The organism is Pantoea phytostimulans (genome assembly GCF_046118715.1).
GTDB classification, from domain to species: Bacteria; Pseudomonadota; Gammaproteobacteria; order Enterobacterales; family Enterobacteriaceae; genus Pantoea; species Pantoea phytostimulans.
In genome coordinates, this window is record NZ_CP173698.1 from 2,899,562 (window position 1) to 2,912,533 (window position 12,972).

The window sequence follows — 12,972 nt, forward strand, 5'->3', positions numbered from 1 at the left end:
GGTATTGATGAATTAACGCGGAAAAGCGCCTTCGGCTACCCAATGATGGGGAGCCACCTGGCGATAACGATTTTTCTCTACCGTCTCGCCAACCTTGCGCAGCGGCGAGGGAATTTCGCTGTCATCGAAATGACGCTCAGGACGGTTCAATGGATCGGCAACCGGCACCGAAGCCAGCAGACGTTGGGTATAAGGATGTTGCGGATGGTTGAAAACTGACTGGCGCGGGCCGATCTCGACAATTTGGCCGAGATACATCACCGCCACACGATTGGCAATACGCTCAACCACCGCCATATCATGAGAGATGAAAATCCATGCCACGCCGGTTTGCTGCTGCAAATCCATCATCAAATTGACAACCTGCGCCTGAATCGAGACGTCGAGCGCCGAAACGGCTTCATCAGCAATAATGACTTTGGGTTTGAGCGCCATCGCGCGGGCGATAGCAATACGCTGGCGCTGACCGCCAGAAAACTCATGCGGATAGCGCTGCGCATGTTCCGGCAGTAAACCGACACTTTTCAACAGCGCCTCAACCTGCGGCGTGGCCGCTTCCAGCGACTTCACCACGCCATGTAATAGCAGCGGTTCCGCAATGGTAAAACCCACGGTTAACCGAGGATTAAGCGAGGCATAAGGGTCCTGAAAAACCATTTGAATTTCACGGCGCAGCGGTTGGAATTGCGCCTCTTTCAGGTTGGTAATTTCATTGCCCTGAAAGTGAATGCTCTCGGCATCGCTGTGTAATAAACGCATCAGCGCTCGTCCGGTGGTGGACTTTCCACAACCGCTTTCGCCGACAATCGCCAGGGTTTCGCCTGGCCAGAGCGTGAAGTCGATCTGCTCTACCGCATGAACCTGATGGGTTAGCGCTGAAAAAATACCGCTGCGTATCGGGAAGTACACTTTCAAACCGCGTACATCGAGCAACGGTTTTTCCTCGTAACGGGCGGTGTGTTGGCTGGATGCGGCGGTGGTTTCTGCGCCCAGTAATGGAAAGCGCTGCGGCCATGGCAGCTCACGCATGTCGCCGAGTTTGGGTACTGCCGCCAGCAATGCCTTGGTGTAGTCATGCTGCGGTGCAGTGAAAACCTCTGCGACCGTGCCCTGCTCAACAACGTTGCCGCGATACATCACCACAACGCGATCGGCAACTTCTGCCACTACGCCCATGTCATGGGTGATGAACAACACCGCCATCTGCTTTTGCTGTTGTAAATCACGCAGGATATGCAGAATGCGCGCCTGCACCGTAACGTCGAGCGCGGTGGTCGGTTCGTCGGCAATCAGCAGTTGCGGATCGCACGCCAGCGCCTGCGCAATCATGACGCGCTGGCGCATACCGCCAGACAGCGAATGGGGATAGCTTTTCATTACGCGATCAACATCGGCGATGCGCACCTGACGTAACAGCTCACGCGCCCGTGCATGGGCCTGCGCTTTATCGCACAACTGATGGTCGCGCAACGCTTCAGTGAGTTGATCGCCCACCCGCAATACCGGATTGAGTGACGTCATCGGCTCCTGAAAAATCATCGCCATTTCACGACCACGCAGCGTTCGCCGCTGTTCATCGCTCAATTTGCTCAGATCATGCTCTTTTCCGGCACGATCGCGGAAAAAAATGGAACCCCGTTCGGTGCGCGCCGAGGCGGCCAGCAATCCCATTATCGCCAGCGAGGTCACGGATTTACCGGAACCACTTTCGCCGACTACAGCAACAATTTCACCGGGATGAATAGCAAAAGAGATGCCCTTGAGCGCCTGATGAACGCCGCTGCGCCCACGAAAGCTGACGCAAAGATCCTGAATGGCGAGTACCGGCGCGGAACGCGTATCGGCAACGCTGGCGGGGGCAGTTAAAAAGGAGGTGTCCGTCATCGTTGCTCCAGAGTGTTACAGCCAGATGCGGCCTTGCGAATAGGTGAGAAACGGCGAACTGTCTGCCGCTAACCAAATGGGGCCGTCGAGATCGACATGCTCTGCATCAATCGCCACCGGCAGCGCGGCTTCCATTGCCAGCGACGAACCCAGCATGCAGCCCACCATCACCCGCATTTCCTGCTTTTTCGCCTCGACAACCATCGCCAGCGCTTCGGTCAAACCACCGCACTTATCGAGCTTGATGTTGATCATTTCATAGCGATTGCGCAGACCTTCAATCTCGGCAACGGTGTGACAGCTTTCGTCAGCGCAGAGAGGAATGGAATGGGTGAAACGTTGTAAATCACCATCCTGACCAGCAGGTAACGGCTGCTCAATCATGGCGATATTGTAGGGCAGCAAGGCGTTAAACAGGCTTTGCAGATCAAGGCCCGCCCAGGCTTCATTGGCATCAATGATCAGCGTCGCATGGGGCGCAACGGCACGGATTGCCGCCACTTTTTCCAGAATCTCATCACGGTTGAGTTTGATTTTCAGCAGCACGGCACCGCGCGATACCGCATCTGTGGCAGCTTCTGCCATGTTTTCGCGCGTATCCAGACTCAACGTTTCAGCGGTCACAACGGAGACCGGCACCTTGCGGGCCGCCTGCTGCCACAGCGTTTGTTTCGCCAGTGCGGCATCCAGCCGCCATAAAGCGCAGTCCAGCGCGTTACGGGCTGAACCGGCAGCGAGACGGGTTTGCAACGCGTCACGGCTGAGGCCAGCTTCAATATCGGCCTGTAACGCTTCAAGCTGAGCATGCACGCTTTCAGCGGTTTCGCTATAACGCGGCGTTGGCGTACATTCACCGCGCCCGATAAAACCGTTCTGTTCTAACGTGACGCGAATGACCGTTACCGCAGTACGGGTGCCGCGTGAGATGGCAAACGGACGCGCTAAAGGCAACTCCAGCAGCTGAATCTGCATGCGACGCATCTTAGCCCTGCTCCTTCAGCAACGCTGCGATCGCGTCGATACCAAAGCGCACCGGATCGGTCGCAGGAACACCAAACTCAGCACTGACCTGTGCGCAATAATCGCGGGCTTCTTGTTCAGGGAAATTAGAGGTGTTGATAGCAAAACCGGCGAGTTGGACGTTGTCGCTGGTCACTGCGGCGGCGCGCAGGTTAGCGTCAACGCAATCGGCCAGGCTAACCATCGGTTGATGCGGCAAGTGACGCATATGCGGACGGCCCATTTCATGACACATCACCAGCCAATGTGGCTGTGCGCCATGAATCAACCCCATGCTGACGCCTGCATAAGAAGGATGGAACAGTGAACCCTGACCTTCGACAATATCCCAGTGATCGTCATCGTTAGCTGGCGAAAGCGCCTCTGCTGCACCTGCGATGAAATCGGCAATCACTGCATCAATCGCAATGCCTTCGCCTGCAACCAGAATGCCGGTTTGCCCGGTAGCGCGGAAATCCGCTTTCATTCCGATCTCGCGCATTGCCGCTTCCAGCGCCAGCGAAGTGTACATTTTGCCGACCGAGCAATCCGTACCGACCGTTAAGATGCGTTTACCGCTGCGTTTTTTACCGCTGCCAACATCCAATTTTGGCCGCATATGGCGAATATCGAACAGTTCCACGCCATGCTCTTGTGCTAACGCCACCAGTTCCGGTTCATCAGCCAGGCGATGATGCAAGCCGCTGGCAACGTTCATTCCTGCGGTGATCGCCTCGGTTACGGTTGCTAGCCAATGCGTGGGCAAATATCCGCCTGCGTTAGCGGTACCGAGTACCAGTGTTTTCGCGCCGCGCGCTTTCGCTGTCGCGATGTCGAGTTCTTCCAGGCCAAGGCTGACCGTGCAACCCGGCAAACGGATTTCACCAACGCATTGTTCAGGACGCCATACATGAATGCCGCGCGCTGTTTTGGCTGCCAGCGGATCGGTGACATCACCAAGGAAAAGCAAATAAGGTTGAGGGATCAGCATGATGTTTCTCTTTATTCCGTCAGAGTTTAGGGGGCCTGAACGGAATATTTCATGCAGATGACAGCGTGACGAATGCTTGTTTGATGCTGGGGTATAACCTACAGCTATGTGTAGATCGCCTGCTTATGGTTGTAAGTCTGAGGGCGCTTAAAAAGGCGAATAAGAGGGCGTTACAGCGAAAAAGCGAGAGGAAAAAGTGATAATCACCGGTCGATCCCTGACCGCGATTATCGAGGGTTTCTTGCGGGGTGTTTAGTACATTGCACCCGGCGGTACGTGTTTAAACGTTTCAACGTAAGCGCGGAACACGTACTTAATAATGCGTTTCATGTGTCACCTGTTTCAAAATTTGTTGAAGAAATACGCGAAAAGTATAACTTCCGCGCATTTTACAGGCAATAAATTTTGAAGTAGATCACATTTTTTGGGTTTTTTGCTTTTTACTCAGTCACGGCTTAAGCGAAGTAACCAAGATGTTGGAACAGAATAGTTGAGCCTACTGCAATCAAGACTAAACCCCCGAGCACTTCGGCCCATTTGCCAAGAATGGGACCGATAAAACGCCCGACCAGTACGCCGGTGGTGGCCATGACGGTGGTAGCCGCGCCGATGGTTAACGCCGTGGTAATAATATTGACCTGCAAAAAAGCCAAACCAACGCCGACCGCCAGCGCATCCAAACTGGTTGCTACGGCCGTGGTGGCCAGCACCATAAACCCGTGCTGCTGTGGCGCTTCGCAAGGTTCTGCGACATTTTGGCGAAAACCTTCCATCATCATACGGCCACCCAGAAAGGCCAGCAGAATAAAGGCAACCCAATGATCCCACGCCATAATGTAGCGGCTGGCTGCAAGCCCGATTGCCCAGCCAATTAATGGCGTTAAGGCTTCAATCGAACCAAAAATCAGACCGGTACGCAGCGCTTCTTTGAATCCAGGACGATGCAGCGTGGCACCTTTGCCGAGTGCAGCGGCAAAAGCGTCCATGGACATACCTAAGGCAAGAATGAGCGTGGCAATAAAAGTCATGATTTCAGGTATTGCGATGAAAAAAGCCAGAGTTACCGCTGATTTCACCACACATTTTGTTCAGTAATGAAAAAGTGGCCGCAGTCTAGCACGCATTACTAAAGATAAAAAGACAGTAAAATCATGGATTTAAGTATAGCAAAGGCTATAACTTTTAACAGCCGCTATGTTTGACGCTAAGTTGATGGTGTAAAAGCATTTTCTGAGACCTGTCTTAGTGATTTAAGACCGTTTTTGACGCCCGGTTCGGCATTGTGGGATTGAACCGCAACGTGGATTGCCCGAAAATAGCGGGCTAACCCTTTGAGAAAGTCGCTAATGAATAACCCATTCGAAACAGTCATTATCCCAGGCGGTATTTTATTGCTGGGTTTCCTCTCCGCCCTGCTGCTGCCCGCGCCCGCTTTTGGCATCGCTTTGGCGCAACGCCTGATGGAGATGTTTCATTTCCAGGATCTCAGCCAGCTTTACACCGTGGTTTTTTGCATTTGGTTTTTGCTGCTGGGAACGGTGGAGTTCTTTGTGATTCGTTTTGTCTGGCGCCGCTGGTTTAGGGTTTAAACCTGAGCTGGAAAGCGGCTCTTTCTCTCTGCTGACATAACAAAGCGCGATGGCTGTTGAGGTTTGCAGCCTGTTTGAATACACACAAATATGTAACATAATTTTTACAGAAAGGTGATTCAGATCACGTAACCAAAAAATCGCATAAATTCTCAACTATTTTTTTATTGTTTATAATCATTAAGTTAATTAATTCCTTAAAAACTCAACGGTTTCCTCTGCTGTTTTTTGCTTAAACCCACCTGCAACATATTACTCGGTTAACTTACTGATTTAATGGTAAAAACACCTTATATCCCGCCGCCTTTGATGATTAATTCTTATGCTGAATCATTTCTGCATTTAAAAAATAAACAAATGTTTAATTCAGATGCGAGAATGTTATATTCCTAAGACAAAGCATAACGTGCAGTTAACCGTTATCACCGCTTTAACCTATACCTGAGTCTTAACCTTAAGAGATAGCGCAACGCGCTCGAACGAAGCGTGTCTATTTCGCCTGCAAACCTGTTGAGCTTCAGGTCAACAGAAGAGGAGATGTCGCCTCATGTGCAATTCAGCTGTAAACCTTGCGCTCGCGATGAGTGCCATTGGCAAGGACACCACCACGCAGGAGCGTAAAGACGTCGATGTTCTGCTTATCGGCGCGGGCGTCATGAGCGCAACCTTAGGCGCATGGCTGCAAGACTTAGAGCCAGACTGGTCAATCGAAATGGTCGAGCGTCTGGACAGCGTGGCTGAAGAGTCGTCGAATGGCTGGAACAATGCGGGCACCGGCCACGCTGCGTTGGCCGAGCTGAACTATACGCCGCAAAAGGCCGACGGCAGTATCGACATCTCTAAAGCGGTGGCGATCAACGAATCCTTCCAGATTTCACGCCAGTTTTGGGCTTATCACGTCCAGAAAGGCAATCTGAAGAACCCTAAAAGCTTTATCCACAGTACGCCGCACATGAGTTTTGTCTGGGGCGAGGATAACGTTTCGTTTCTGCGCAAGCGCTTCAAGGCGTTGCAGAAAAGCACCTTGTTCCGTGGCATGGATTACTCAGAAGATGCTCAGCAGATTGAGGAGTGGATCCCGCTGGTGATGAAAGGCCGCGATCGCAGCCAGAAAGTGGCCGCGACCTGGACCGAAATGGGTACCGACGTTAACTTCGGCGAAGTCACGCGTCAGCTGATTGCAGCGCTGGAGAAAAAGCCTAATTTCCGTCTGCGCCTGCATCAGGAAGTGCGTGATATCAGCCGCCTCGATGATGGTCGCTGGCAGGTCACGCTGCACTGTCTGGCAAGCGGTACGCAGCGCACGCTGACGGCGAAAACGGTGTTTATCGGTGCAGGTGGTGCGGCGCTGCCGCTGCTGCAAAAAGCCGGCATCCCGGAAGCTAGCGGCTATGCAGGTTTTCCGGTCGGCGGCTCTTTCCTGGTTACCGAAAACCCAGAAGTTGTGAAACAGCACATGGCGAAGGTCTATGGCAAAGCCAGCGTTGGCGCACCGCCGATGTCTGTGCCGCACGTTGATACTCGCGTGTTGGATGGTAAGCAAGTGCTGCTGTTCGGGCCGTTTGCGACCTTCTCTACTAAGTTTTTGAAGCAAGGTTCACTGCTGGATATGTTCGCTTCCATGAACAGTTCGAACCTGCTGCCGATGATGCATGTGGGTTTGAAAAGTTTTGACCTGGTGAAATACCTGATGGATCAGGTACTGCAAAGCGATCGCGATCGAATGGATGCGCTGCGCGCGTACGTTCCGCAAGCTAAGCAGGAAGACTGGCGTCTGGTGACAGCGGGCCAACGTGTGCAAATCATCAAGAAAGATGAGAAAGAAGGCGGCGTGCTGCGCCTTGGCACCGAAGTAGTGGCATCGGAAGATGGCTCGATTTCTGCCCTGCTTGGCGCATCACCAGGTGCATCAACCGCCGCACCGATCATGCTGGAGTTGATGCAAAAAGTGTATCCCGAGCAGATGGCATCGCCGGAATGGCAGAACAAAATCCGCACTGTGATCCCATCCTGGGGCCGCAAACTGAATGGTGATGTGGCGCTGACAGAACGCGTACTGGCTGATACCAGCCGTATTTTGCAGCTTGAATACGTCGCGGTCACGCCCATGGCTGCCAACGACGAAGGCCGCGAAACCGCGCACGTTGTTGGAAAGTAACCGGCTAAGCTTTCTTCCAAGGCCTCGCATTGCGAGGCCTTTTTGTTTGCTGCTGGCCTGGTCGACTCACTGATTCTCTATTAGGGTTAGTGGTGTGCTGCACACCATTTGCCCACTGAATCAGGAGGAAATGATATGTCCCAACCGACCGCCGCCGCTGAACTCACCTTGCTGGATCGCTATTGGCGTGCTGCCAATTACCTTTCTGTTGGGCAGATTTACCTGATGGCAAACCCGCTACTGCGTGAGCCGCTGAAACCGGAACACATCAAGCCCCGCCTGCTTGGGCATTGGGGCACTACACCCGGTCTGAATTTTATCTATGCCCATCTCAATCGCATCATCCGCCAGCAGGATCTCAACCTGATTTATATCTGTGGGCCAGGACATGGTGGCCCAGGAATGGTGGCGAATACCTGGTTAGAGGGCAGCTACAGCGAAATTTATCCGCACATTAGCCAGGATGCGGAAGGTATGCAGCGGCTATTTAAGCAATTTTCTTTTCCCGGTGGGATTCCAAGCCATGCCGCGCCGGAAACGCCGGGTTCGATAAACGAAGGGGGTGAGCTGGGCTATTCGCTTTCTCACGCGTTCGGCGCGGCTTTTGATAACCCCGATTTAGTGGTGCCTTGTGTGATAGGCGATGGCGAAGCGGAAACCGGGCCGCTGGCGTCAAGCTGGCACGGCATCAAATTCCTTAATCCTGAACGTGACGGCGCGGTGCTACCGATCCTGCATCTCAACGGCTACAAAATTGCTAACCCGACGATTCTTGGGCGCGCCAGCGATGACGATTTGCATCAGTTGTTCAGCGGTTATGGCTACGAACCGCTGTTTGTGTCGGGTCATGAACCTGAAAAAATGCATGTGCAGATGGCTGATGCCCTGGATAACGCCTTTGCGAAAATCGCCACTTACCAGCGTAAAGCACGCGAAGGCCATGCCACAGAAGATATTCCGCGCTGGCCAATGATTATTCTGCGCAGCCCTAAAGGTTGGACCGGCCCGCAAACCGTTGATGGCAAAAAAGTAGAAGATTTCTGGCGTGCGCATCAGGTGCCGGTTTCAGGCTGTCGTGAAAATGATGATCACCGCAAAATTCTTGAAGAGTGGATGCGCAGCTATCAGCCAGAAGATCTGTTTGATGAAAACGGTGCGCTGAAAGCTGAATTACAGGCGCTGGCACCGCAGGGCGACAAACGCATGGGCGCTTCACCCTTTGCTAATGGCGGCTTACTGCGACGCGAACTGAATGTGCCAGATATTCGCGAATTTGCTTTTGATACGCAAAAACCCGGCTCACAACAGGCGCAAGCTACCGAGCATCTGGGTCGTTATTTAAGCGCCATCTTTCAGCGAAATAAAGATAATTTCCGTCTGTTTGGCCCAGATGAAACCGCGTCAAATCGCCTGACGCCCGTGTTTGATGTCACCAGTAAAACGTGGCTTGAGGCCGTTAAGCCTTATGACGAGCAGCTGGCCCGCGATGGTCGGGTAATGGAAATTCTCAGTGAACATCAGTGTCAGGGTTGGCTGGAAGGTTATTTACTTACTGGCCGCCACGGCTTGTTCAACTGTTATGAAGCGTTTATTCATATCGTCGATTCTATGTTTAATCAGCACGCTAAATGGCTGAAAGTGACGCGCAAGCTGGGCTGGCGTAAACCGATCTCCTCGCTGAATTATCTGCTCTCTTCGCATGTCTGGCGGCAGGACCATAATGGCTACAGTCATCAGGATCCGGGCTTTATCGATCATGTTGCCAACAAGAAAGCTGACATTGTGCGTATCTATTTGCCGCCAGATGCCAACACACTGCTGTGGGTTGGCGATCACTGTTTACGCACCTGGGATCGTATCAACGTGATTGTGGCAGGCAAGCAGCCCGCGGCGCAGTGGCTGGATATGGACAGTGCGATTGCGCACTGCGAAGCGGGCATGGGCGAATGGCGCTGGGCAGGCACCACGCCAGAAGGCGAATCGCCCGATGTTGTCATGGCCTGCGCTGGCGATGTGCCGACGCTGGAAACCCTGGCTGCGGTCGATTTACTGCGCGGCTATTTGCCTGATTTGCGTATTCGCGTGGTAAACGTGGTGGATCTTCTTGCACTGCAAACGCAAGATCAGCATCCGCACGGCAAATCCGAAGCAGATTTTGATGCGCTGTTTACGCAAGATAAACCGGTGATTTTTGCGTTCCACGGTTATCCGAGCCTGATTCATCGCCTGACCTATCAGCGTAACAACGACCGCAACTTCCATGTACGCGGTTTTAATGAAGAAGGCACCACCACCACGCCATTTGATATGACAGTGCTTAATGAACTCGATCGTTATCATCTGGCGCAGGAGGCGATTCTGCGCGTGCCGGGCCTTGCCGATAAACACCCCGAGCTGTTGGATGACCTGCAGGAACGCATTGCGGAGCACCATCGTTACGTACGGGAATATGGCGAAGATATCCCTGAAGTGCGCGACTGGTTGTGGCCATCACAGGACGCGCCGGGCGCGCCCGATTAAGCCGCGAGTGCATCCACCAGCATCCACGCTGTCGTTGCAACCAGCGACAGCGCCATCAAACTGTTAAACAGGCGGCGCTTCCACTCAATTTGCAGGTGGCTGCGCAGCCGATCACCCAATGCCGCCCAGACTAAAATGCACGGCAAATTAAGCAGCATAAAACCGATCATTACCGTCAGTACGCCGCTGCTGGTGCTGTAAAGCAGCGCGACGTTACTCGCCATCAGCCAGGCTTTAGGGTTAATTGCCTGAAAACAGGCACCGCCTAACAGCGACATCGGCTGCGGCTTAGCCCGCAATTCCGGCGCGCCTGCCCGAAACAGCTTCCACGATAGCCACAGTAAATAGGCACATCCCACCAGCGTTAGCGGCAGGCGAATCGTCGCCATCCAGTGCAGCAAGAGTTCCAGTGCCATGCCCGCAATCGCCGTTTGCACCGCACAACCAATCATAATGCCAAACACCATGGGCAAGGTACGCCGCATACCAAAATTGACACCTGATGTTGCAAGCAACAGGTTATTGGGGCCAGGCGTAATGGACATAACGGTGACATAACTGAAAAAAGAGGGATCGAGCATGATGGCTTTCCGGGTAGTGAACAGAGCTTCATGCTACGGCGATAAAAACAATGGTAACAGAGACACAAAATTACTATTGTGATGGTTACAGTTAAGATTATTTAAAATTGTACCCGTTAATTTTGGAGGCTTCTGTGTCCCTTGCGCCATCAACCGATCAACGCCTTTATCATCAGCTAGCAGATAACTTTGCTGAGGCGATCCATCAAGGTACGCTGAAGCCTGGCAAACGCCTTCCCGCTATTCGTCGGGTAGCCCAATCGCAGCAGGTTAGCGTTAATACTGTACTTAATGCCTGGCAACTGCTGGAAGATCGCGGCTTAATCGAGGCGCGTCCCCAATCAGGTTATTATGTCCGAAGCGTTTTACCGGCGGTGACGCGCGACGCGCCGCATAAAGCGCGCGTCAGAGATCCCAGCAGTGAAAAACTGGACCTGATCGATAAAGTATTTGCTGCGCAAAATCACCCTGATTACATCAATATTTCGCTGGCTTGCCCGCAAGATAGCGAGCTGTTTCCCTCGGCGCGTATTGGCCGCATTACCGCTTCATTATTACGTCGAAATCCCAACATGATTGGGCGCTATGCGCTTCCGCCTGGTAGTGAGCGCTTACGGGAGGAGATTGCGCGGCGCGCTTTGCATGCCGGGCAATCTTTGACTTCTGATGAGATCACGCTGACGCACGGTTGCATGGAGGCGTTGCAGCTGGCCTTACGTGCGGTAACTCAACCGGGCGACTGTATTGGGCTGGAGTCACCGACTTACTTTTTCCTGTTTCCGCTGCTGGCGTCGCTGGGCCTGAAGGCGCTGGAGATTCCTACCGATCCGCAGCAAGGCTTATCGCTGGATGCGCTGGAAATGCTGCTGCAGGAGAAGCGTATCCAGGCGCTGATTACCATGCCGAGTGCGCAGAATCCGCTGGGTTACTGCATGTCGCTGGAGAATAAGAAGCGGCTTGCGAAGTTAGTGAATACTTACCAGATTCCAATGCTGGAAGATGGCCTGTATGACGAATTGCAGTTTGACTGGCCGCTCTCACCTGCCGTGAAAGCCTTTGATCAGCATGGTTGGGTGCTTTACTGCACCAGCTTTACCAAAACCGTGGCACCCGATTTTCGCATTGGTTGGATTGCTGCCGGGCGCTTTCATGATGCGGTGGCGCGACTCAAAGCGGTTTCTTCTATGGCTGAGTCGGCGCTGCTGTCTGAAACCCTGGCGGAATTTTTAGCTAACGGCGGTTACGATCATCATCTTCGTACGTTACGACGCCGTTATGCCGCGAATCTGGATGAAGCGCGAGGATTGATTGCGCGTTACTTCCCGCAAGGCACGCGCGCGACGTTGCCGCGCGGTGGTTTTGTATTTTGGGTCGAGCTGCCGGGTGGAGTGAATACTACCGAAATGTTTGATCGCCTGCTGCGCGAGCAAATTTGCGTCACGCCCGGCGCGCTCTACTCTTTGAGTGAACGCTATAACCATGCGTTGCGCCTCTCCTGCTGTTACCCGTTTGATGACCGCTATACCTGGGCTATCAAGCGGGCTGGCGCGGTGGCTTGCGAACTGGCGGGTTTGCCGCCAGGTCAGGATCAAGGCGTACCGTTACGGCCCCAAACGGTGTAGCCGTGGCGTTCGGTCAGCCGTTCGTAATAGGTGCGCACCGCCGGATAATCGGGATGATCCAATGGAGTTTCAAACCAGCGGTTCACCGCCAGGCCAACCGGAATATCAGCCAGCGTAAAGTTACGCCCTGCGACGTAGCGCCCGGTTTTTTTTAGCTGCTGATCAAGGATATTCATGGTGTGAGACCAGCCTTTACACGCGGCAGCCAGCAAGCGTGGATCCTGATGGGCAGGCGAATTGCGCACCAGCGACATAAACGCGTAGCGCCAGGACGTATTAAGCTCGGTGGATTGCCAATCCATCCACTGATCGACAGGCGCACGCGCCTGCGGTTGTGTCGGATAAAGCCATTCGCCGCTGTAAGCGTTGACCAGGTAGCGCAGGATGGCGTTGGATTCCCACAGCACGAAGTCATCATCTTTGAGTACCGGAATCAGCGCATTGGGATTGAGCGCCATGAACTCGGGCGAGTGCAGCGATTTGTTGCTGTCGCCCCACTCTTCGCGTTCGTAATCAAGATCCAATTCTTCACACAGCCATAAAACTTTGCGCACGTTGATTGAGGAAGCGCGTCCAAGAATTTTCAACATAACCAGCTCCACCAGCGAAATCTTTAACTTATTCATAA

The 12,972-nt window shown here is 53.2% G+C and carries 11 protein-coding genes; 4 read left to right on the top strand and 7 right to left on the bottom strand.

The genetic code is table 11. The features are described from left to right. Window positions 1-12: 12 nt before the first annotated feature. The 5 genes from ACF2G4_RS13580 to mntP form a co-directional block, all read right to left on the bottom strand. Entirely contained in the window at window positions 13-1,884 is a 1,872-nt protein-coding gene (locus ACF2G4_RS13580) for an ABC transporter ATP-binding protein (RefSeq protein ID WP_409074982.1), read from the bottom strand. Between the two features lie 15 nt (window positions 1,885-1,899). After that, a complete protein-coding gene (dgcA, locus tag ACF2G4_RS13585) occupies window positions 1,900-2,865 on the bottom strand; it encodes an N-acetyl-D-Glu racemase DgcA (protein ID WP_409074983.1) in 966 nt (321 codons plus the stop codon). A gap of 1 nt (window position 2,866) precedes the next feature. After that, window positions 2,867-3,874: an N-acetyltransferase DgcN gene (gene dgcN / locus ACF2G4_RS13590; protein ID WP_215845285.1), complete on the bottom strand. Its 1,008-nt coding sequence runs from the start codon at window positions 3,872-3,874 to the stop codon at window positions 2,867-2,869. A gap of 252 nt (window positions 3,875-4,126) precedes the next feature. After that, window positions 4,127-4,204, bottom strand: coding sequence for a stress response protein AzuC (gene azuC / locus ACF2G4_RS13595; RefSeq protein ID WP_215848200.1), 78 nt, complete (start codon window positions 4,202-4,204; stop codon window positions 4,127-4,129). Window positions 4,205-4,329: 125 nt separating this feature from the next. Then, entirely contained in the window at window positions 4,330-4,902 is a 573-nt protein-coding gene (gene mntP / locus ACF2G4_RS13600; RefSeq protein ID WP_243079937.1) for a manganese efflux pump MntP, read from the bottom strand. A 318-nt stretch (window positions 4,903-5,220) separates the two neighbouring features. Here mntP and ACF2G4_RS13605 point away from each other — a divergent pair, with 318 nt between their 5' ends. From ACF2G4_RS13605 to ACF2G4_RS13615, 3 genes are all read left to right on the top strand, one after another. Further along, entirely contained in the window at window positions 5,221-5,463 is a 243-nt protein-coding gene (locus tag ACF2G4_RS13605) for a DUF1158 domain-containing protein (protein ID WP_243079938.1), read from the top strand. A gap of 547 nt (window positions 5,464-6,010) precedes the next feature. Further along, on the top strand, window positions 6,011-7,621 hold the full coding sequence (gene mqo, locus ACF2G4_RS13610) for a malate dehydrogenase (quinone) (RefSeq protein WP_332626034.1): 1,611 nt from the start codon (window positions 6,011-6,013) through the stop codon (window positions 7,619-7,621). Window positions 7,622-7,756: 135 nt separating this feature from the next. Beyond that, window positions 7,757-10,141: a phosphoketolase gene (locus tag ACF2G4_RS13615; protein WP_409074984.1), complete on the top strand. Its 2,385-nt coding sequence runs from the start codon at window positions 7,757-7,759 to the stop codon at window positions 10,139-10,141. Here the strand turns inward: ACF2G4_RS13615 and ACF2G4_RS13620 are convergent. Beyond that, window positions 10,138-10,722 carry a LysE family translocator gene (locus tag ACF2G4_RS13620; protein ID WP_215845282.1) on the bottom strand — a complete coding sequence of 195 codons (585 nt, stop codon included), beginning with the start codon at window positions 10,720-10,722 and terminating at the stop codon, window positions 10,138-10,140. The genes ACF2G4_RS13615 and ACF2G4_RS13620 overlap by 4 nt on opposite strands. A 134-nt stretch (window positions 10,723-10,856) precedes the next feature. On the opposite strand from ACF2G4_RS13620, the gene ACF2G4_RS13625 reads away from it, so the two are divergent. Continuing rightward, window positions 10,857-12,344 carry a PLP-dependent aminotransferase family protein gene (locus ACF2G4_RS13625; RefSeq protein WP_409074985.1) on the top strand — a complete coding sequence of 496 codons (1,488 nt, stop codon included), beginning with the start codon at window positions 10,857-10,859 and terminating at the stop codon, window positions 12,342-12,344. Here ACF2G4_RS13625 and ACF2G4_RS13630 read toward each other — a convergent pair. After that, window positions 12,311-12,934 carry a glutathione S-transferase family protein gene (locus ACF2G4_RS13630; protein ID WP_243079941.1) on the bottom strand — a complete coding sequence of 208 codons (624 nt, stop codon included), beginning with the start codon at window positions 12,932-12,934 and terminating at the stop codon, window positions 12,311-12,313. The genes ACF2G4_RS13625 and ACF2G4_RS13630 overlap by 34 nt on opposite strands. Window positions 12,935-12,972 lie beyond the last annotated feature (38 nt).

Excerpts from the sequence above, each read along its gene's own strand:
- ACF2G4_RS13580 (WP_409074982.1), bottom strand. The coding sequence starts at position 1,884 with ATGACGGACACCTCCTTTTTAACTGCCCCCGCCAGCGTTGCCGATACG.
- dgcA (WP_409074983.1), bottom strand. The coding sequence starts at position 2,865 with ATGCGTCGCATGCAGATTCAGCTGCTGGAGTTGCCTTTAGCGCGTCCG.
- dgcN (WP_215845285.1), bottom strand. The coding sequence starts at position 3,874 with ATGCTGATCCCTCAACCTTATTTGCTTTTCCTTGGTGATGTCACCGAT.
- azuC (WP_215848200.1), bottom strand. The coding sequence starts at position 4,204 with ATGAAACGCATTATTAAGTACGTGTTCCGCGCTTACGTTGAAACGTTT.
- mntP (WP_243079937.1), bottom strand. The coding sequence starts at position 4,902 with ATGACTTTTATTGCCACGCTCATTCTTGCCTTAGGTATGTCCATGGAC.
- ACF2G4_RS13605 (WP_243079938.1), top strand. The coding sequence starts at position 5,221 with ATGAATAACCCATTCGAAACAGTCATTATCCCAGGCGGTATTTTATTG.
- mqo (WP_332626034.1), top strand. The coding sequence starts at position 6,011 with ATGTGCAATTCAGCTGTAAACCTTGCGCTCGCGATGAGTGCCATTGGC.
- ACF2G4_RS13615 (WP_409074984.1), top strand. The coding sequence starts at position 7,757 with ATGTCCCAACCGACCGCCGCCGCTGAACTCACCTTGCTGGATCGCTAT.
- ACF2G4_RS13620 (WP_215845282.1), bottom strand. The coding sequence starts at position 10,722 with ATGCTCGATCCCTCTTTTTTCAGTTATGTCACCGTTATGTCCATTACG.
- ACF2G4_RS13630 (WP_243079941.1), bottom strand. The coding sequence starts at position 12,934 with ATGTTGAAAATTCTTGGACGCGCTTCCTCAATCAACGTGCGCAAAGTT.